A 20239-nucleotide genomic window follows, 5' to 3' on the forward strand; every position below is an offset into this window, starting at 1 on the left:
AATCACTGTGAGGGATACCCGATGTCAGAACATGCTCAAACCCTGGGCTCGGCGGTCAGCACGAGCACCGTCAGCGAATCGAGAAAAGTCATCTTCGCCTCGTCCCTGGGGACGGTATTCGAGTGGTATGACTTCTTCCTCTATGGCGCCCTCGCGGCGGTGATCAGCAAACAGTTCTTTGCCGGGGTCAACGACACCACGGCGTTTATCTTTGCCTTGATGGCCTTCGCGGCCGGCTTTGTGGTGCGCCCGTTCGGCGCGCTGGTGTTTGGCCGCCTGGGCGACATGATCGGGCGCAAGTACACCTTCCTCGTGACCATTATCCTGATGGGTGTGGCGACGTTCTGCGTCGGCCTGTTGCCCACGTATGCCAGCATCGGCATTGCCGCGCCGATCATCCTGATCGTCCTGCGCATGCTGCAAGGCCTGGCGTTGGGCGGCGAGTACGGCGGCGCGGCGACCTATGTCGCCGAACACGCCCCCGCCGGCAAGCGCGGCCTGCATACCAGTTGGATTCAATCCACCGCCACCCTGGGGTTACTGTTGTCACTGCTGGTGGTGCTGGCCTGCCGCTACTTCACTGGCGATCAGTTCGAAGTGTGGGGCTGGCGCATTCCGTTCCTGTTTTCCATCGTGCTGCTGGGCATTTCCACCTGGATCCGCATGAGCCTGCATGAATCGCCGGCGTTCCTGAAAATGAAGGAGGAAGGCAAGGCCAGCAAGGCGCCGATCCGCGAGTCCTTCGGCAAGTGGGAAAACCTCAAGGTGGTGCTGATTGCGCTGTTCAGCATCAACGGCGGGCAAGCGGTGACCTTTTACGCGGCGCAGTTCTATGTGCTGTTCTTCCTCACGCAGTTCCTGAAGATGGACCCGGCCCTGGCCAATATGCTGCTGATCATCAGCGTGGTGATTGGCGCACCGTTCTTTATCTTCTTCGGCTGGCTGTCGGACAAGATCGGGCGCAAACCGGTGCTGATGCTCGGCCTGCTGCTGGCGACCGCGCTGTACTTCCCGATCTTCAAGGGCCTGGCGCACTACACCAACCCGGCGATGGACCAGGCCAGTCGCCAGGCGCCGATCACCGTGCTGGCCGACCCGGCCACCTGCACCTTCCAGTTCGACCCGGTGGGCAAGGCGCGTTTTGACAGCCCCTGCGACAAGGTCAAGACCTTCCTGGTCAAGCAAGGCCTGCCCTACAGCAGCGCCGCCGCCCCTGCGGGCAGCCCGGTGCAGGTGAGCGTGGGCGACGTGCGCATCGATGGCTTTGACGAGTCGGCCCTGCGCGCCGCCGTGACCCTCGCCGGCTACCCGACATCGGCGGATGTGGCGCAGGTCAACAAGGTGATGGTGGTGGTGCTGATCGTGGTGCTGATCCTGATCGCGGCCATGTGCTACGGCCCGCTGGCGGCGTTGATGGTGGAACTGTTCCCGACACGCATCCGCTACACCTCGATGTCCCTGCCCTATCACATCGGCAACGGCTGGTTTGGCGGCTTCCTGCCGACCGTGTCGTTTGCCCTGGTGGTGTACACCGGCGATATCTTCTATGGCTTGTGGTATCCGGTGGTCGTGACCGGGGTGAGCCTGGTTGTCGGGATGTTCTGCCTCAAGGAAACGCGGCATGTGGATATCGACAACAACTGACCCGACCACCTGAACACCGCAGGTCCCCTGTGGGAGGGAGCAAGCCCCCTCCCACATCTGCTCTGCGGCGCCACACAAATTGCTGTACATCCATACAGATAATGGTTGCTCAAATCCCTCGGACTACGCATCCTGCAAGGCATCAACCCGATCTGATGTGATGACCATGCGGCTGTTCCTCTGTGAAAAACCCTCCCAGGCCAAGGATATTGCGGCGGTGCTCGGCGCCACGCGCCGTGGCGACGGTTGCTGGCTGGGCAACGGGGTGACCGTCACCTGGTGCATCGGCCACCTGCTGGAAACCGCCCCGCCCGACGCCTACGACGCCAAGTACAAGCGCTGGGTGCTCGCCGACCTGCCGATCGTCCCGGACAAATGGAAGATGCGCGTCAAGCCCAAGACCGCCGCCCAGTTCAAGGCGGTCAAGCGCCTGCTGGGGGAAGCCTTGGAACTGGTGATCGCCACCGACGCCGACCGCGAGGGCGAAATGATCGCCCGCGAGCTGGTGGAACATTGCCGCTATCGCGGGCCGATCCAACGCCTGTGGCTGTCCGCGCTGGACGACGCCTCCATCCGCAAGGCCCTGGCCGCGCTCAAACCCGGCGCCGAGACCTTCAGCCTGTACCACTCGGCCCTCGGCCGTTCCCGCGCCGACTGGCTGATCGGCATGAACATGAGCCGCCTGTTTACCTTGCTCGGCCGCCAATCCGGTTACCAAGGCGTGCTGCCGGTGGGCCGGGTGCAAACCCCGACCCTGCGCCTGGTGGTCGACCGTGACCGCAGCATCGCCGATTTCGTACCGGTGGCCTACTGGGCCATCGATGTCGACCTGCGCCACGCGCACATGACCTTCACCGCCCAATGGCGCGCCGCCGACGATGCCTGTGACGATCAAGGCCGCTGCCTCAACCCGCAACTCGCCCGGGACGCCGCCGACGCAATGACCCACGCCGCCAGTGCGCGGCTGGTGAAGTTGCGCACCGAACGCATGCGCGAGGTCGCGCCCCTGCCCTTCGACCTGGGGACGTTGCAGGAAATCTGCTCGAAGAAGCTCGGTCTCGGCGCCCAGGAAACCCTGGACATCGCCCAATCGCTGTACGAAACCCACAAGGCCATCACCTACCCGCGCAGCGATTGCGGCTACCTGCCATTGAGTCAGCATGGCGACGCGGCGAAGATCCTTGCCGCCCTGGGCCGTGCCGACGCGGCCGTCAACGAACTGATGCCGCATCTCGATCCCCAGCGCCGCTCACGGGCGTGGAACGACGCCAAGGTCAGCGCCCACCACGGCATCATTCCCACCGGCGCCGGCAAGGATGCCGGGCAGCTCACCGGCAAGCATCGGGCGGTCTACACACTGATTCGCGCGCGCTACCTGGCGCAGTTTCTGCCCAACCATGAATACGACCGCACCCAGGCGGATTTCGACTGTGCCGGCCAAGCGCTGCGCGCGGTGGGCAAAGTCGTCATCGAGCCAGGCTGGAAACGCGCGCTGCCCGAAGCCCTTGCACCCGCCAAAGGCCGTGAGGCGCCAGCACCGCAAGCCTTGCCGGCGCTGGTGCAGGGCCAGGATTACGCCGTTGCCAAGGTCAACCTCAAGGACCTGTGGACCCAGCCGCCCAAACCCTTCACCGAGGGCGACCTGATCAAGGCGATGAAAAACGTCGCCAAGCTGGTGGAAGACCCGTTGCTCAAGCAAAAGCTCAAGGACACCACCGGCATCGGCACCGAAGCCACCCGCGCCGGGATCATCCAGGGCCTGCTGGACCGAGGCTACCTGGTGAAGAACGGCAAGGCCCTCTCGGCCACCCCGGCGGCGTTCAGCCTGATCGATGCGGTGCCGCGCGCCATCGCCGACCCCGGCACCACGGCGATCTGGGAACAGGCGCTGGACATGGTGCAAAGCGGCGAAATGAGCCTGGAAGAATTCGTCGCCAAGCAAGCGGCCTGGATGAGCAAGCAAATCGCCCGCTGCAACGGTATGCGTATGACCATCACCGGCCCCGCCAGCCCGGCAGGCCGCGGCGCCACCCCGTGGAAGAAGAAACGCACGGCCGCGCCCCGCAAGACGGCGGCCAGCCCAAAACGGGCGAAAAAGCCGACAAGTACCGGGTAAACCATGAATAAATCCGGCGGATGACGTTTTTCGACAGCTTTAACGCCGCTTTGGTCCTTGCTCCGGCGCCGGCCGTCTAGGATTCTGTAGGGGATTGCTGACTTCCTAACAACAACACCGGAGTGGCCACCATGAAAACCGTCTCAGAAGTACTCAAAGCCAAAGACAAGCAAAACCAGGAAGTCCACACCATTGAATGGGACCACACCGTATTCGAAGCGTTGGTGGTGATGTCATCGAAAAATGTCGGGGCCCTGCCGGTCGTCAAGCAGGGTGAGGTGGTTGGCATCATCAGCGAGCGCGATTACGCACGGAAGCTGATACTCAAAGGCCTTTCTTCCGTCACCACCAAAGTCCACGAGGTCATGAGCTCTCCAGTCATCACGGTCGATGCCCACAAGACAGTCGAAGCCTGCATGAACATCATGACCGACAGTCACCTGCGCCACTTGCCGGTGGTCGTCGACGGAAAACTGCTGGGCCTGCTCTCCATCGGTGACCTGGTCAAGGAAGCCATTGCCGAACAAGCCAACCTGATCAAGCAACTGGAGCAATACATTCGCGGCGAATAGGAGAGCCCATGCTCGACATGCTCGAACATCAAGAAGACCACCTCGACACCCTGCACCGGGCCATGGCCGCACGGCGTTTTCTGGTGCTGACCGGGGCGGGGATCAGCACGTCATCAGGTATCCCGGATTATCGGGACAGCGAAGGCGTGCGCCGAGGCAAGGCGCCGATGATGTACCAGGAGTTCCTGGCCACCCCGCAAGCGCGGCGCCGTTATTGGGCACGGGCGATGCTGGGTTGGCCACGGGTACGGATTGCGCAGCCGAACCAGGCCCACCTGGCGCTGGCCGCCTTGCAACATCGCCGGCGTATCAGCGGGCTGATCACACAAAACGTCGACACGCTGCATGACCAGGCCGGTAGTGAGGATGTGATCGAGCTGCATGGCAGCTTGCATCGCGTGCTATGCCTGGATTGCCATCGGCCCAGCGCACGCGATGTGATCCAACGGTTGATGGAGGCCGAGAACCCATACCTGGCAGGCGTCGACGCCGTGCAGGCACCCGACGGCGATACGCTGCTCGACGTAGCGTTTGAACAACGTTTTCGCGTGCCCCGCTGCCCCCATTGCGACGGTGAACGGCTCAAACCGGACGTCGTGTTCTTCGGCGAAAACGTTGCCCAAGCCACCGCCGCCAGGGCGATGGCGGCGGTGGAACACGCCGAGGGGCTGTTAGTGGTGGGGTCGTCGCTGATGGCCTATTCGGCGTTTCGCCTGTGCAAGGCGATGGTCGAGCAAGGCAAACCGGTGATTGCCATCAATCTGGGCAAGACCCGTGGGGATGAGTTGTTGCAGTTGAAGATCGCGGCATCCTGCGAGCGGTTATTGCCGCTATTGGCAGAGCGCCTGGGATAGCCAGGGCACCGCCCCTCAAAAATCAGCGGGAGACCCGGGCAGGCCAATGAACTGCAGCGACCCACCGCACAAAAAATGACGCCTGAGTCACACCGCCTCGCATGCCCCCGTCCCCACGGCGATTTATGTAGTGATCAAAAATAATCACTACATAACCGTTGACGTAACCTTTTTGTCCTTGCATGATCTAGACGTCTCCCGGATCGGGAGCGTTGGTAACAAGCGTTTTGAACAAGCTCGTCTGACCGCCGAGCTGTTTCTTCCGGATGTGCACTGCCCACAAGGCAGATTGATGAAGCTGACCGACCCGAAGGGTTCGGTACAAGGAGCTCAAACGCTGCTTGTCTTCGTTATGAAACCATTGCGTAGCAGTTCATCAGCAAGACTACATGCATCAGGTTCAAGACCCTGCCCGTATTCGGCAGACCGTCACTGACGCCCGGTTTTCGGAACCGGAGACAACTAAGCAGTTTTAACGAATCAATTGATAGATCGCCAACTGGTCAAGGGGCTTACACATGAATCTGAACAACCAACCAACTATCGAAGAATTGGCTGAGATGTTCGCAGCGCAGAAAGACACACTCGACGACCATATCCTGTGGATTGGCAAATCGGGCAAAGTCCAAATTGACTGCCTGGCGCCCCACACCGAAGAAGCCGAGTTCGACAAAAACAACCGTGAACTGGCGGCGCGCCTGAAGATGTACCGCCGTGGCCAGGGTTATGTCGGCAAGAAAGCGGCGGCCGATCGCAATTTCATCGAGCAAGTGTTCGACACACTTAACCACGCGTGGGAGTCTTTCAAAGACAACTCGCAAGTTAAAGTAATCGACCGCTACTACTAAGTACTTCTCAACTAATGTGGGAACTGGCTTGCCAGTTCCCACATTTTTTATGCAACTTCAAAAGTTGGGGTAACGCCCTTTCCCCGCTTCATCGCGGAAAATATCAAACAACACCTGTGCCGCCGCCGACAGTTCATGCCCCGGTTTGGTCAACACACCAATCGGCCGCTCGATCACCGGATCGGTCAAGGTGATGCAATGGGCGCCCGCCTCCTGCATCTGCTGCGCACATAATGCCGGTACGGCGCTGACCCCCAGCCCACTGGCAACCATCTTGCCCACCGTCGCCAATTGATGACTCTCCAGCGCCACCGGCAATTTCATCTGCAAGGCACCCAGATGCTCCTCCAGCATCACCCGTACCGTCGAGGGTCGTTGCAGGGCAATGAACGGTTGCTCCAACAGGCTTTTCCAGTCGATTTCAGCGCGCAGTGCCAAGGGTGAATCCATGGGCACCACGGCAATGAAGCGGTCCAGGTATAACGGCGTAAACACCAGCGACGCCCCCTCGGACGGTTCGAACGCCACGCCCAACTCGACCTGGCGATCGCGGACCATTTCCAGCACCTGTTCGTTGATCAGGTCATGCACCGTCACGTTCACATGGGGGTAACGCGCGCGGAATATCTTCAGGATCGGCGGCAGCAGGTTACCCGCAAACGACGGCATCGCCGCCACCGTTACGCGCCCGCGCTGCAGGGTGAAGCGCTGGCGCAGTTCATCCTCGGCGTTGTCCCAATCGGCAATCAGCCGACGCGCCAGCGGCAATAAGGATTCCCCTTCAGGGGTCAGCGCGACATTCCGTGTATTGCGGCTGAACAAGCGCCCGCCCAGCCCTTCTTCCAGGCCTTTGATGGTCAGGCTCAGCGCCGACTGAGAGAGGTGCAGGCGCTCGCAGGCGGCGGCAAAACTCAGGCTCTGCGCCACGGCCAAAAAGGCACGAATCTGTTTGACGGTCATGACATTACTCCGGACGACGGTTCGACTATGCAGTTTTTTAAATCAATCAACCTTAAAAAACAACTTAACAAATCAATCCGTCGGCGCAACACTTGAGACATTGGCTGGCCCACTAACAATAAAAGAGGTGCATATGGCAGGTTTCGATAAACGCGTGGCGTCCTATGAAGAAGCCCTCGCAGGCCTGGAAGATGGCATGACCGTACTCGCTGGCGGCTTTGGCCTGTGCGGCATTCCGGAAAACCTCATCGCCGAGATCAAGCGCAAAGGCACCCGCGACCTGACCGTGGTTTCCAATAACTGCGGCGTCGACGGCTTTGGTCTGGGCGTGCTGCTGGAACAAAAGCAGATCCGCAAAGTGATCGCGTCTTATGTGGGCGAAAACGCCCTGTTCGAGAAGCAACTGCTCAGCGGCGAAATCGAAGTGGTGCTCACCCCCCAAGGCACCCTGGCGGAAAAAATGCGCGCCGGCGGTGCTGGCATTCCGGCCTTCTTCACCGCCACCGGCGTCGGCACCCCGGTAGCCGAAGGCAAGGAAACCCGCGAATTCAACGGTCGCCCGTACCTGATGGAAGAATCCATCACCGGCGACTTCGCCATCGTCAAAGGCTGGAAAGCCGACCACTTCGGCAACGTCATCTACCGCCACACCGCCCAGAACTTCAACCCGCTGGCCGCCACCGCCGGCAAGATCACCGTGGTCGAAGTCGAGGAAATCGTCGAACCGGGCGAGCTGGAACCGTCGCAGATCCACACCCCTGGCATCTACGTCGACCGGATCATCTGCGGCACCTTCGAGAAGCGCATCGAACAGCGCACCGTCCGCAAATAATCCCTCCAGCCCGAAGAGAACAAGAGGAACAGCACAATGGCTCTCACCCGCGAACAAATGGCTCAACGCGTCGCCCGCGAAATGCAGGACGGTTTCTACGTCAACCTGGGCATCGGCATTCCGACCCTGGTGGCCAACTACATCCCGGAAGGCATGGAAGTGATGTTGCAATCGGAAAACGGCCTGCTCGGCATGGGCCCGTTTCCCACCGAAGACACCATCGATGCCGACATGATCAACGCCGGCAAACAAACCGTGACCGCGCGCATCGGCGCCTCGATCTTCTCCTCCGCCGAGTCCTTCGCAATGATTCGCGGCGGCCATGTCGACCTCACCGTGCTCGGCGCGTTTGAAGTGGACGTACAGGGCAACATCGCCTCGTGGATGATCCCGGGCAAGCTGGTCAAGGGCATGGGCGGCGCCATGGACCTGGTGGCCGGCGCGGAAAACATCATCGTGATCATGACCCACGCCTCCAAGGACGGTGAGTCCAAATTGCTCAGCCAATGCACCCTGCCGCTGACCGGTGCCCACTGCATCAAGCGTGTGCTGACGGACCTTGCATACCTGGAAATCGACAACGGCGCCTTTATCCTAAAGGAGCGTGCCCCAGGGGTCAGTATTGAAGAGATTGTCAGCAAGACAGCCGGTAAACTAATCGTCCCCGACCACGTTCCAGAAATGCAATTCCAGTGAGGACACATTCCATGCAAGACGTTGTGATTGTTGCTGCCACACGTACCGCCGTAGGCAGTTTTCAAGGATCGCTCGCGAGCATCCCGGCACCGGAGTTGGGCGCTGCCGTAATCCGTCGCCTGTTGGAGCAGACCGGCCTCGACCCGGCCCAGGTGGATGAAGTGATCCTCGGCCACGTACTCACCGCAGGCTCAGGCCAGAACCCGGCGCGCCAGGCGTCGATCCTCGCCGGCTTGCCCCATGCCGTACCCGCGATGACCTTGAACAAGGTCTGCGGTTCGGGCCTCAAGGCCCTGCACCTGGGCGCCCAGGCCATCCGTTGTGGCGATGCCGACGTGATCATCGCCGGCGGCATGGAGAACATGAGCCTGTCCCCCTACGTATTACCTGGTGCGCGCACCGGTTTGCGCATGGGCCACGCCAAGATGATCGACAGCATGATCACCGACGGCCTGTGGGATGCATTCAACGACTACCACATGGGCATCACCGCCGAGAACCTGGTGGACAAGTACGGCATCAGCCGTGAAGCCCAGGACGCCTTCGCCGCCGCGTCCCAGCAAAAAGCCGCAGCCGCCATCGAAGCCGGCCGCTTTGCCGATGAGATCACGCCGATTCTGATCCCGCAGCGCAAGGGCGACCCGGTGGCCTTCGCCGTGGATGAACAACCGCGCGCCGGCACCACCGCCGAGTCGTTGGCCAAACTCAAACCCGCGTTCAAGAAAGACGGCAGCGTCACCGCGGGCAACGCATCCAGCCTCAACGACGGCGCCGCCGCGGTGCTGCTGATGAGCGCCGACAAGGCCAAGGCCCTTGGCCTGCCCGTTCTGGCGCGTATCGCCAGCTACGCCAATGCCGGCGTCGACCCGGCCATCATGGGCATCGGCCCGGTCGCGGCCACCCGCCGCTGCCTGGACAAAGCCGGCTGGAGCGTCGGCGACCTGGACCTGGTCGAAGCCAACGAAGCCTTTGCCGCGCAATCCCTGGCGGTGGCCAAAGAGCTGGAATGGGACGCCGACAAAGTCAACGTCAACGGCGGCGCGATTGCCATTGGCCACCCGATCGGCGCATCAGGCTGCCGCATACTGGTGACCCTGCTGCACGAAATGATCAAGCGCGACGCCAAAAAAGGCCTGGCGACACTGTGCATCGGTGGCGGCCAAGGCGTAGCCCTGGCCCTTGAGCGCAGCTGATTCAAGAGCAACACACGAAAAGGCCCGGTTCCACGAAAAACCGGGCTTTTTTTCGCCTGTCAGTCCGCACGCGGCACCGCAAACACCGCGTTCGCCCGCGCCACGACTTTCTCCCCCACCTGCAGACTCACCGTGGCAAACGCCATTTGCCGGCCACGCTTGTGATGCTCCAGTCGTACCACGATCCACTCCCCCACTTGCACCGCGCCCAGGTAATCGACAGTCATGCTCGCGGTAATCAACGGCAATGGCGGCTCACTGGAAAACGCCATCGCGTAGCCCATGCCGATATCCGCCAGGGTCGCCAACACCCCGCCATGCACCGTGCCGCGGCCATTGGCATGGCGGTTGTCGGCGCGCAGGCCGATTTCCAGTTGCAGACCTTCACCCCGGCAATACGCCGGGCCCAACAAGTCGAGCAGCGGGCTGCTGCGCGGCAGTGAGACAAAACCTTCGGGCACGGCGTGAGCGATCATCGCGGAGTCTTCCTTGGAGTCAGGCATGAGGTGTACCCCAGGCCTCACACGGCGACCATTACCATCAGCCGCACATATCCTCTGCAATGCCTGGGGCTGATTCGCCAACCCCGCTCAGGACCGGCCTCAGCGCTTCATACAGCGCTGATAACGCTCATCCACCCGCTGGGCGAACCAGGCAGTGGTCAGATTGCGAGTGATCTTCGGGCTCTTGAGCACGATGCCCGGCAGGATCGCCCGCGGCAGCGGTTTGCCGGCCGCCGTGTCGGCCAGGGCAAACACGCGTGTGTAGAGCGTGGTCTGCTCAAAATCCAATTGCTCGCCCTGCTCCAGCTGACTGCGGATGCTGGGGTTGCGCATGTCCAGCCGGGCGCCAAGGGAACGCACCGCCAATTCGGTGCTGCCGGGCAGCAGCGAGCCGTAGCGGATCAAATCCCCGTCCAGCGCCAACTCGGTGCCTGAGACGCGGCTGACGGCGGCCTGGAACGCAGCGTTGCGGCTGGCGTACCAACCGGCGTTGAAGTCGGCAAACCGGTACAGCGGCCGGTCATAACTCACCGGATAACCAAGCAAATGGGCGATGCCGAAGTACATGCCGCCACGTCGCGTGAACACTTCCCGACGGATCGTGCCGTCTACCGTGTAGGGATAACCCCGCGCCTGTTTCTGCGCAAAGTCGATGCTGACTTGCATCGGGCCGGCGGTGTGTACTGGGTTGAAACCGCCGAACAGCGTGTTGCCCAAGGGCACCATGCTGATGAAGTCATCGAAGATCCCGCTCAGGTCTTTCTCCGTGTGTGCGGCGTTCAAGCGATCGGCGTAAGACTTACCAGTGGGCGAACGCAGTTGCAGTGCCGTGCGGACCAACACCGCCGGCACATGCACCTTGCCGGCACGGCGCAGGATTTCATCCTGGGCGATCTTGCCCATGTTCGGCACAGGTGGGTCGACCTGGAAAGTGGACTCTTGCTCGGTCACCGCCAGCACGGCGCAGATGTTTTCGGTACTCGGGTAGATGTGCTGGGTGTCGAAAGCGGTGTAGATATCCTGGGCCCAACCGTTGCGATCGGCGACCTTGGCGGGCAGCAAACGCACGATCTGCGCCTTGACCTCGGCTTCACTGCGCTCCGGCTGTTGCGGGCCGCGTGCGGTCGAGCAACCGGCCAGCACCAGCAAGGGCGTGAGACACAGGATCAGGCGGCGTAGGTGCATGGGACTTCCTTGAAGGGCGATGGGCCGGGGGTGCAGATATCGACCGATAAGTCTAACGCGGGTTCGCCCTGTGCCCCCTCGCCTACGCGATGCGAATATGACAGGATCTTTCATCGACCATTCGTACAAGGCGTTTGAATGCCATGCTCAGCATGAACTTTTTCATCACCTGCCTGATCGTTGTACTGATTCCCGGCACCGGCGTGATCTTTACCGTGTCCACGGGCCTCATGGCCGGCAAGCGCGCCAGCGTGTTCGCCGCGCTGGGCTGTACCGCCGGGATCATCCCGCACTTATTGGCATCCATACTCGGCCTTTCCGCCCTGCTGCACACCAGCGCATTGGCATTCGAAGCGCTGAAATTCGCCGGAGCCGCCTACTTGCTGTACCTGGCCTACGCCACGTGGCGCGATCGTTCGGCCTTCGCGGTGAATGACACACCAACGGCAACCACGGCCCGTGGCCTGATGCTGCGCGGTTTTTTGCTGAATATTCTCAACCCCAAGCTGACGATTTTCTTCCTGGCCTTCCTGCCTCAGTTCGTCACACCGGCCAGCACGGCGCCGGCCTTGCAAATGCTGGTGCTGAGCGGCGTGTTCATGGCCATGACGTTTGCGGTGTTTGTGGTGTATGGCCTGCTGGCCAATGTGTTTCGCCGCGCAGTGATCGAGTCACCACGGGTACAGAACTGGCTGCGACGCAGTTTTGCGGCGGCCTTTGCGGGGTTGGGCTTGAACCTGGCGCTCGCACAGCGCTGAAAAACGCTGCAACCCACTGTGGGGAGGGCTTACCCGCCCCACAGGTTGAGCGCTTTAGATCCCTGCCAGCGCCAGGTCCATGGCGAAGTAAGTGAAGATCAGGTCCGCGCCGGCGCGCTTGATCGAACCCAGGGTTTCCCGCACCACGCGGTCCTCATCGATCGCGCCTGCCTGGGCACCGAATTTGATCATCGCGTACTCGCCGCTGACCTGATACGCCGCCACCGGCAGGCGCGAGGCTTCGCGGATGTCGCGGATGATGTCGAGGTAGGCACCGGCCGGTTTGACCATCAGCGCATCCGCGCCTTCCTGCTCGTCCAGCAGCGATTCACGCACGGCTTCGCGGCGGTTCATCGGGTTCATCTGATAGCTTTTGCGGTCGCCCTTGAGCGCGCTGCCACCCGCTTCACGGAACGGGCCGTAGAGGGCCGAAGCGAATTTGGTGGAGTAGGCCATGATCGGAATATGGGTAAAACCGGCGTCATCCAACGCCCGGCGAATCGCCTGAACCTGGCCGTCCATCGCCGCCGACGGCGCGATCACATCGGCACCGGCACGGGCCGCCGCCACGGCTTGCTTGCCGAGGTTGACCAAGGTCGCGTCGTTGTCGACATGGGCGCCATGCATCACACCGCAATGGCCATGATCGGTGTATTCGCAGAAACAGGTGTCGGACATCACGATCATTTCCGGCACGGCGTCCTTGATGATCGAGGACATGCGCGAGACCAGGCCGCGCTCCTTCCAGGTGTCGCTGCCACTGGCGTCCAGGTGGTGGGACACGCCAAAGGTCATCACCGATTTGATCCCGGCGCGGGCATAGCGCTCGATTTCCCCGGCCAGCTTTTTCTCAGGGATGCGCAACACACCCGGCATGCTGGTGATCGGTACGAAGTCGTCAATTTCTTCTTCGACGAAAATCGGCAGCACCAGATCGTTGAGGGTGAACTCGGTTTCCTGGAACAAGCTACGCAACTCCGGGGAGCGGCGCAGACGGCGTGGGCGGGCTTGAGGGAACTGGCTGGTCATGGCTGTCCTGAATAAGGCTAAAAACGTTGGGGCGAAAGCGTATGCCCCCCGACCCCGGCAGCGCAAATGCCAGGCAGGCAATAGTTTATGGCAAGGCCCACAACAATTGCATTGATCTAGAGCTGTAGACGCCCTTCGATGCACACCGCCACGGCACCGCCGACCCAGATCTCATCGCCCTGGCGCTCGATGCGGATACGCCCCGCGCGCCCCATGGCCGTGCCCTGGCTGACCAGGTAACAGTTCGGTGCCAGTCCTTCGTCCAACAGCCATTGGGCCACCCCGGCATTCAAGCTGCCGGTGGCCGGGTCTTCCGGGGACCCGTCGCCGGCGATGAACGCGCGCACTTCAAAGTGCGTGTCTACAGCGTCGCGTTCGGGATCGCAGGGGGCAATCACGCCCACCGCCAGACCGAGCAACTGCGAGTAATCGGGCTGCAGATCGAGCACCGCCTGGCGGTCGGCCAGCATCACCGCCAGCCAACCCGCGCCGTTGTCCACCCACTGACTGCGCACAATAGCCTCCGGCGCCAGGCCCAACCCCAGCCGCACGCGCTCCAGCAACGCCGCCTCCAGCGGGCCCGAGCGCAACAACGGCGGCGCGATGAACGCCAGCTCATCGCCTTGGCGACGGATACGCACCAGGCCGATTTCGCACTCCTGGATAATTTCCTCCCCTCGCGCAATGCCACCGGCCTGCAACCATGCATGGCAACTGCCCAGCGTCGGGTGCCCGGCGAACGGCAGTTCCTGCAAGGTGGTGAAGATTCTTACCCGGTAGTCAGCCCGTGGATCGCGGGGCGTGAGTAAAAACGTGGTTTCGCTGAGGTTGGTCCACTTGGCGAAGTCGGCCATCTGTTGCTCGTTGAGGCTGTCGGCCCCCAGCACTACCGCCAGCGGGTTGCCTTTGAGCGACACATTGCTGAAGACATCCAGTTGTTTGAAATCGAAAGTCGGCATGGGCTCAGCTCGGAATGTTCAGGCCACGGATCACTGCCGGACGTGCGACAAAGCCGTCCAGCGCGCGCAGCACATTGGGGAAATCGGCGATGCCGACCAAGTCACCGGATTCGTAGAAACCGATCAGGTTACGGATCCACGGAAACGTCGCGATGTCCGCGATGCTGTAGTCATCGCCCATGATCCAGGTGCGGCCCAGCAGGCGTTTTTCCAAGACTTCCAGCAAGCGCCGCGACTCGGCGACGTAGCGGTCACGCGGGCGCTTGTCTTCGTAGGCCTTGCCGGCGAACTTGTTGAAGAACCCCACCTGGCCAAACATCGGGCCGATGCCGGACATCTGGAACATCAGCCACTGAATGGTTTCATAACGTGTCGCCGGGTCTTCGGAAAGCAACTGGCTGGTTTTTTCCGCCAGGTACAGCAGGATCGCACCGGACTCGAACAGCGCCAACGGCTGACCGCTGGGGCCGTTGGGGTCGATGATCGCGGGAATCTTGTTGTTGGGGTTCAGCGACAGGAACTCGGGCGACAGCTGGTCCTGGGTCTCGAAGCTGACCTTGTGCGCCTCATAGGGCAGGCCCAGCTCTTCGAGCATGATCGAGACTTTTACCCCGTTGGGCGTGGGCAGCGAATACAGTTGCAGACGCTCCGGATGCTGGGCGGGCCATTTACGGTTGATCGGGAAAGCGGCGAGTGAATTCATCGGGATATCCCTCGGCGAAAACCCCCATGATAATCATCTGCCCGGCATCCTGCATGGGTCATCATTGCGCAACATGCCCTCGCTACTCTCCCCCACGAGCGAACCAAAGTGGCCGAGTGGACTCTTAAGTGCGCTGAACGGTGAATGGAGGCACCCTGCTAATAAGACACGGAACCCGCAGGACGCCGCGTGTGTCACTGGGGCCGGGCTTGTCCGCCTTAATCCGATGCACTGAAGACTCGAACCCAATGACAATAAAGCCTCTGTGCCTTGCGCAACGCCTCAAACGATATTCATACATCATATTACCGCTGTTGCTGGTCGGCGGCGCCCTCGACCTGACCCTGCAATCGCGCATCAGCCGCGCCGAATCGGTGGACGGCGTGCAAACCCTGGTGTTCCTGCGCCACGGCGAAAAACCCGTCGGCGGCCTGGGACAACTCAATTGCCAGGGCCTGAACCGTGCGATGAACCTGGCTACCGTGCTGCCGGAAAAGTTCGGCAAGGCCAACTTCGTCTTCGCCGCCAACCCGACGCGCAATGTCGAGGAAGGCGAAAAAGATAATTCCTACAGCTACATTCGCCCACTGATGACCATCAGCCCCAGCGCGATCAAGCTCGGCTTGCCGGTGAACATCACGTTTTCGGCGAATGACACCAGCGCCCTCGCCGACGAACTGGTGGAAAACAAGTACCACAACGCCATCATCTACACCGCCTGGTCCCACGGCTATTTGCCGGAATTGATCAACAAGGTGGCCAGCGAAGCGGTGGGCGAAAAGCACACCATCACCCAAGACTGGTCCGGCAATGACTACGACACGTTGTATGTGTTGACGCTCACCTGGCATAACGGCAAGGCCTCGCTGCTGAGCCGCAACTACAAGCAGGGCCTGAACAACGGCGAACAAACCTGCCCACCGGCGACGCAGATCAGCGCAGATATCTGAAGGATGGGCGATAGCGGCGTATGATGCGCGGCTATTGACTCATCTGCGGATCAACACCATGTCCAACCTCGTCTCCACCCAGCCCAACCGGGGCTGGTCGTTCTGGTGGAAACCAGCGCTGTTCCTGCTGGTCGCCTGCATCGGCCTCTACTACGTGAAGTGGTCGCCCTACTACTTCAAGGCATTTGTCGCCGCCGACAACCACAGCATCGGCGCGTCGATTCTCAATGACCAGCAAACCTCGCCACTGGCCGCGGCGCTGGCCTACGCCCAGGTGTATTTCCTGGCGATCTGGAAAGCCGCCGTTTTGGCGGTGATCTTGGGCTCGTTGCTGCAAGTGTTGATCCCCCGCGACTGGCTGCTGCGCCTGTTCGGGCGTGCCGGGCTGGGTTCGACCCTGCGCGGCGGGCTGTTCGCGCTGCCCGGAATGATGTGCAGTTGCTGCGCGGCACCGGTGGCGGCAGGCATGCGCCGGCAGCAAGTGTCGGTGGGCGCGGCGCTGGCGTTCTGGATCGCCAACCCGGTGCTGAACCCGGCCACCCTGGTATTCATGGGGTTTGTGCTGGGCTGGGGCTTCACGGCGTTAAGGCTGGTGGCGGGGATTGTGCTGGTGGTGGGCGTGTCCCTGGTGGCCCAGCGCATCGCGCGCCCGGAACAAGTGCCGGAAGCGGCGCTGGGCGCGGTGGCCGAGGCCAGCGTGATCGAGTCGCAACCGTTTTTCAGCCACTGGTTGCGCACCCTGTGGCAACTGTTCTGGAGCACGATCCCGGTGTATATCCTGGCAGTGCTGGTGTTGGGCGCGGCGCGGGTCTGGCTGTTTCCCCATGTGGATGGGGCGATGGCCGACAGCCTGCTGTGGCTGGTGCCGCTGGCGATTGTCGGCACGCTGTTCGTGATTCCAACCGCCGCGGAGATTCCTATCGTACAAACCATGATGACGCTGGGCATGGGCAGCGGCCCGGCTGTGGCCCTGTTGATGACCCTGCCGAGCGTGAGCCTGCCGTCGCTGCTGATGTTGCGCAAGGATTTCGACGCGCGGGTGCTGGTCACCGTGGCCGGCTTGACCATGCTGGTAGGCGTGGTCTGCGGCTTGATTGGAGCGGCGATTCTGTAAGTGGCAGGCGGGGTTGAGGGCCTTATTGCAGGCAAGCATCAACCTCGCAACGCACCACGCTCGCGCAAATACTCCACCACCGCTGCCTGCTCCCCGACAAACTCGATGCGCGCGCCTTTGCTTTCACGCTGGAAGGCGTACATCGGGTCGTAGTACTCGCGCAGCAACCCTTCGATCCACACCCGGTGCAGGTCCACAGCGCCGCTGCGGGTCTGTTCCGCCAGGGCGTCCTGCAGAATCGCCTGCAACCGCTGGAAACGCTCGCCGCCCAGGCGCTTGTGGATATTGGCCAGGCTCTGGGTCAGGCGCTCGCCAAACAGGACGTAGCCGGTTTCGCCAAATACCGCGATGAATTCGGCGCAAAGGTCGACCACGTAATCGCGCAGGATACGTTCAACCCGGCCTTCGACAGTGTCTTCCAGCCACACCATCGCAAAGGTCTGCATGCCCTTGTGCAACGGCAACGGCAGCGCACAACTGCCGATCATGCGGCTCTCATCCTCGACCACAAACTGCTCGACGCCGCCCGCGCGTTTTTTCAGCAGGTCCACCGCCAGGCGGTTCTCGAAGTCGATGTTGGACGGTTGCACCGTGGCCCGCTTGCCGAAGCTGGAACCGCGATGGTTGGCGTGGCCCTCCAGGTCCAGGGCGTTGCGCAGTTGGCCGAGCACTTCGGTCTTGCCAGTGCCGGTCATGCCGCCCAGCAACACGAAATCACACTCGGCGACTGCCTGTTCGACGGTCTCCAGCAAAAAACCACGCATGGCTTTGTAGCCGCCGCCGACACGGGGGTACTCGATACCGGCTTCGGTTTTCAGCCATTGCTGCACGATCTGCGAGCGCAGCCCGCCACGAAAGCAGTACAGGTAGCCGTCGGGATTGGCCTGGGCGAACCGCGCCCATTGCTCGATACGCCCGGCCTTGATCGCCCCGGACACCAGTTCGTGCCCGAGCACGATAGCCGCTTGCTGGCCCTGCTGTTTGTAGCACGTGCCGACCCGCTGACGCTCGTCATCGGTCATCAGTGGCAGGTTGACCACGCCCGGGAACGCGCCCTTGGCGAACTCGACCGGCGCGCGGGTATCCATCATCGGCCGGTCGTTGAGGAAGATGTCGCGGTAGTCGGTGATGTCAGTCGCCATCAAAACACCTCTACCGCGTGGGTCTGTCGCTCAACCAATTCACCGATGGGCTCAAGGGTCAGGCCCAGTTCGCTGGCGACCGTGTGAAACTCGGCGTCGCCCGCGGGCGTAACGGCGATCAGCAGGCCGCCGCTGGTCTGCGGGTCACACAGCACACGCTTGTGCAGCTCCTGCAGGCGCCCGAGCTTGCTCGCGTAGCTGTCGAAGTTGCGCAAGGTGCCGCCCGGCATGCAGCCCTGGTCCAGGTAGTCCTCGATCCCAGGCAGGCGTGGGACTTTGTCGTATTCGATGCGTGCCGTCACGCCGCTGCCGTCAGCCATTTCCACCAAGTGGCCCAAAAGCCCGAAGCCGGTGACGTCGGTCATTGCCGTGACGCCGGCCAGTTTGCCGAAGCGGCTGCCAGGCTTGTTGAGGGTACACATCCAGTCACGAGCCAGGCCGATATCCGCCTCGCGCAATTTGCCCTTCTTTTCGGCAGTGGTCAGGATGCCGATGCCCAGGGGCTTGGTCAGGTACAAACGGCAGCCGACGGTGGCGGTGTCGTTGCGCTTCATATGGCGCTTTTGCACGATGCCGGTCACGGCCAGGCCGAAGATGGGCTCCGGCGCATCGATGGAGTGGCCACCGGCCAGGGGAATGCCGGCCTCGTCGCACACCGAGCGGCCGCCACGGATCACTTCGCGGGCAACCTCAGGCGCCAGGACATTCACTGGCCAGCCCAGAATGGCGATGGCCATCAACGGGTCGCCGCCCATGGCGTAGATATCGCTGATCGCGTTGGTGGCCGCGATCCGGCCGAAGTCGAACGGGTCATCGACAATCGGCATGAAAAAATCAGTGGTGGAGACCACGCCGCGCTCGTCGTCGATGGCGTACACCGCCGCATCGTCCCGCGAGGCGTTGCCCACCCACAGGTTGGGGTCAAGGTTCTGTGCGCCGCTGCCGGCGAGGATCACTTCCAATACCTGGGGCGAAATCTTGCAGCCACACCCCGCGCCATGGCTGTACTGGGTAAGGCGAATCGGCTCGTTCATGGTGGACCTCAAGCTATCAAGTGCGCGGATTCTAACAGACGGCAAAAAGCCGGCGGGGCTCTTACGAGCACAGCCGGCCTTTTTGGGGTGCTGCGATTACTGGCGGGCGGCCAGCAACCGCTTGTGGCGGTTGCGCCGGGCGATGTTCAAGCACTCGATTGCCGCCGAGAACGCCATGGCCGCATACACGTAGCCTTTTGGCACATGGGCGCCGAAGCCTTCGGCGATCAGGGTCATGCCGATCATGATCAGGAAGCCCAGGGCCAGCATCACCACGGTTGGGTTGTCGTGGATGAACTTGGCCAGCGGATCAGCCGCCACCAGCATCACGATGACCGAGGTCACCACGGCAACGATCATGATCGGCAAATGCTCGGTCATGCCCACGGCGGTGATGATGCTGTCGATGGAGAACACCAGGTCGAGCATCAGGATCTGGCCGATGGCCGCAGCAAAGCCGATGGACACGGCATTGCCGCTGCTGGCCTTCTCTTCAGGCTCCGGGTCCATGCTTTGATGGATCTCGGTGGTTGCCTTCCAGACCAGGAACAGGCCGCCGGCGATGAGGATCATGTCCTTCCACGAAAACGCCTGGCCGAGGATCTCAAACACTGGCGTGGTCAACTGCACGATGAACGCAATGGTGCTCAACAGGCCCAGGCGCAACACCAACGCCATGCTGATGCCGATGCGCCGCGCCTTGGCCCGGTGCTGCTCGGGCAATTTGTTGGTGAGGATCGAGATAAAGATCAGGTTATCGATGCCCAGCACGATTTCCATCACGATCAAGGTCGCCAGTGCGACCCAGGCGGTAGGGCTGGCGGCCAGTTGTACAAGGTAGTCCATAGATCAATCCTGACGTTGTGCTGGGAAATTAGGCTTCTTTACGCGTCGATTCAGACTCGTTTTGCGGCTGATCGTCTTTTTTCTGCGGACTGATCAGGCCTTGGGTCGCTTCACTCAATGCCTGCTCGGCGGCCTTGTGAGTGTCATCGATCACTTGCTTGGCCGATTCGCTGGCCTTGCCCATCACCTGCTGTGCGCTTTTTTCGACCTGATCACAACCGCTGACCACTACTAATGAAAGCGCAAGCAACGATGCCGCGCCCAGGGAATTGAGTTTCATGATGTTTTCCTCATTAGAACC

Annotated in this window: 21 protein-coding genes; 11 read left to right on the top strand and 10 right to left on the bottom strand. The window is 61.7% G+C overall.

The window, feature by feature from the left end:
- Window positions 1-21: 21 nt before the first annotated feature.
- The 5 genes from C5F70_RS13575 to C5F70_RS13595 all read left to right on the top strand — a co-directional run bounded on the left by C5F70_RS13575 (window position 22) and on the right by C5F70_RS13595 (window position 6034).
- Entirely contained in the window at window positions 22-1644 is a 1623-nt protein-coding gene (locus tag C5F70_RS13575; RefSeq protein ID WP_104903536.1) for an MFS transporter, read from the top strand.
- A gap of 166 nt (window positions 1645-1810) precedes the next feature.
- A complete protein-coding gene (locus C5F70_RS13580) occupies window positions 1811-3760 on the top strand; it encodes a DNA topoisomerase III (RefSeq protein ID WP_102617831.1) in 1950 nt (649 codons plus the stop codon).
- A gap of 131 nt (window positions 3761-3891) precedes the next feature.
- The gene (locus C5F70_RS13585; RefSeq protein WP_017847048.1) at window positions 3892-4332 is read left to right on the top strand and encodes a CBS domain-containing protein; all 441 of its coding nucleotides are present in this window, start codon (window positions 3892-3894) and stop codon (window positions 4330-4332) included.
- Window positions 4333-4340: 8 nt separating this feature from the next.
- Complete coding sequence (locus C5F70_RS13590) at window positions 4341-5186, top strand: NAD-dependent protein deacetylase (RefSeq protein ID WP_104903537.1); 846 nt, start codon at window positions 4341-4343, stop codon at window positions 5184-5186.
- A gap of 518 nt (window positions 5187-5704) precedes the next feature.
- Window positions 5705-6034, top strand: coding sequence for a hypothetical protein (locus tag C5F70_RS13595; protein ID WP_017847046.1), 330 nt, complete (start codon window positions 5705-5707; stop codon window positions 6032-6034).
- Between the two features lie 57 nt (window positions 6035-6091).
- Here C5F70_RS13595 and C5F70_RS13600 read toward each other — a convergent pair whose 3' ends face one another.
- Complete coding sequence (locus C5F70_RS13600) at window positions 6092-6994, bottom strand: LysR family transcriptional regulator (RefSeq protein ID WP_104903538.1); 903 nt, start codon at window positions 6992-6994, stop codon at window positions 6092-6094.
- 133 nt (window positions 6995-7127) lie between these two features.
- Here C5F70_RS13600 and C5F70_RS13605 point away from each other — a divergent pair, with 133 nt between their 5' ends.
- The 3 genes from C5F70_RS13605 to C5F70_RS13615 are packed head-to-tail and all read left to right on the top strand — an operon-like array spanning window position 7128 to window position 9715.
- Window positions 7128-7826 carry a CoA transferase subunit A gene (locus tag C5F70_RS13605; RefSeq protein ID WP_017847044.1) on the top strand — a complete coding sequence of 233 codons (699 nt, stop codon included), beginning with the start codon at window positions 7128-7130 and terminating at the stop codon, window positions 7824-7826.
- Between the two features lie 36 nt (window positions 7827-7862).
- Window positions 7863-8522: a CoA transferase subunit B gene (locus tag C5F70_RS13610; protein ID WP_010566045.1), complete on the top strand. Its 660-nt coding sequence runs from the start codon at window positions 7863-7865 to the stop codon at window positions 8520-8522.
- An 11-nt stretch (window positions 8523-8533) separates the two neighbouring features.
- Entirely contained in the window at window positions 8534-9715 is a 1182-nt protein-coding gene (locus C5F70_RS13615; protein ID WP_017847043.1) for an acetyl-CoA C-acetyltransferase, read from the top strand.
- A 59-nt stretch (window positions 9716-9774) separates the two neighbouring features.
- Here C5F70_RS13615 and C5F70_RS13620 read toward each other — a convergent pair whose 3' ends face one another.
- Window positions 9775-10191: a PaaI family thioesterase gene (locus C5F70_RS13620; protein WP_017847042.1), complete on the bottom strand. Its 417-nt coding sequence runs from the start codon at window positions 10189-10191 to the stop codon at window positions 9775-9777.
- A 126-nt stretch (window positions 10192-10317) separates the two neighbouring features.
- Complete coding sequence (locus tag C5F70_RS13625; RefSeq protein ID WP_104903539.1) at window positions 10318-11403, bottom strand: DUF1615 domain-containing protein; 1086 nt, start codon at window positions 11401-11403, stop codon at window positions 10318-10320.
- Window positions 11404-11546: 143 nt separating this feature from the next.
- Between C5F70_RS13625 and C5F70_RS13630 the strand changes: the two genes are divergently transcribed.
- On the top strand, window positions 11547-12161 hold the full coding sequence (locus C5F70_RS13630) for a LysE family translocator (RefSeq protein WP_017847040.1): 615 nt from the start codon (window positions 11547-11549) through the stop codon (window positions 12159-12161).
- A 54-nt stretch (window positions 12162-12215) separates the two neighbouring features.
- Here the strand turns inward: C5F70_RS13630 and hemB are convergent, their stop codons facing one another.
- The 3 genes from hemB to C5F70_RS13645 all read right to left on the bottom strand — a co-directional run bounded on the left by hemB (window position 12216) and on the right by C5F70_RS13645 (window position 14852).
- On the bottom strand, window positions 12216-13190 hold the full coding sequence (gene hemB, locus C5F70_RS13635; protein WP_017847039.1) for a porphobilinogen synthase: 975 nt from the start codon (window positions 13188-13190) through the stop codon (window positions 12216-12218).
- A 116-nt stretch (window positions 13191-13306) separates the two neighbouring features.
- Window positions 13307-14149, bottom strand: a complete 843-nt coding sequence (locus C5F70_RS13640) for a PhzF family phenazine biosynthesis protein (RefSeq protein ID WP_102617822.1) — start codon at window positions 14147-14149, stop codon at window positions 13307-13309.
- A gap of 4 nt (window positions 14150-14153) precedes the next feature.
- The gene (locus C5F70_RS13645) at window positions 14154-14852 is read right to left on the bottom strand and encodes a glutathione S-transferase N-terminal domain-containing protein (protein ID WP_104903540.1); all 699 of its coding nucleotides are present in this window, start codon (window positions 14850-14852) and stop codon (window positions 14154-14156) included.
- Between the two features lie 248 nt (window positions 14853-15100).
- On the opposite strand from C5F70_RS13645, the gene C5F70_RS13650 reads away from it, so the two are divergent.
- Both C5F70_RS13650 and C5F70_RS13655 read left to right on the top strand, forming a co-directional pair.
- Complete coding sequence (locus tag C5F70_RS13650; protein WP_026140035.1) at window positions 15101-15802, top strand: hypothetical protein; 702 nt, start codon at window positions 15101-15103, stop codon at window positions 15800-15802.
- A gap of 58 nt (window positions 15803-15860) precedes the next feature.
- Window positions 15861-16916 carry a permease gene (locus tag C5F70_RS13655; RefSeq protein ID WP_104904561.1) on the top strand — a complete coding sequence of 352 codons (1056 nt, stop codon included), beginning with the start codon at window positions 15861-15863 and terminating at the stop codon, window positions 16914-16916.
- 38 nt (window positions 16917-16954) lie between these two features.
- Here C5F70_RS13655 and mnmH read toward each other — a convergent pair whose 3' ends face one another.
- From mnmH to C5F70_RS13675, 4 genes are all read right to left on the bottom strand, one after another.
- Complete coding sequence (gene mnmH, locus C5F70_RS13660) at window positions 16955-18058, bottom strand: tRNA 2-selenouridine(34) synthase MnmH (RefSeq protein ID WP_017847034.1); 1104 nt, start codon at window positions 18056-18058, stop codon at window positions 16955-16957.
- Window positions 18058-19092 carry a selenide, water dikinase SelD gene (selD, locus tag C5F70_RS13665; RefSeq protein ID WP_046483157.1) on the bottom strand — a complete coding sequence of 345 codons (1035 nt, stop codon included), beginning with the start codon at window positions 19090-19092 and terminating at the stop codon, window positions 18058-18060. Before selD ends, mnmH begins: the two co-directional genes overlap by 1 nt.
- Before the next feature lie 96 nt (window positions 19093-19188).
- Window positions 19189-19938: a TerC family protein gene (locus C5F70_RS13670; protein ID WP_104903541.1), complete on the bottom strand. Its 750-nt coding sequence runs from the start codon at window positions 19936-19938 to the stop codon at window positions 19189-19191.
- Between the two features lie 28 nt (window positions 19939-19966).
- Entirely contained in the window at window positions 19967-20218 is a 252-nt protein-coding gene (locus C5F70_RS13675) for a hypothetical protein (RefSeq protein WP_017847031.1), read from the bottom strand.
- Window positions 20219-20239 lie beyond the last annotated feature (21 nt).

It is taken from the genome of Pseudomonas sp. LH1G9 (genome assembly GCF_002949975.1).
GTDB lineage: Bacteria > Pseudomonadota > Gammaproteobacteria > Pseudomonadales > Pseudomonadaceae > Aquipseudomonas > Aquipseudomonas veronii.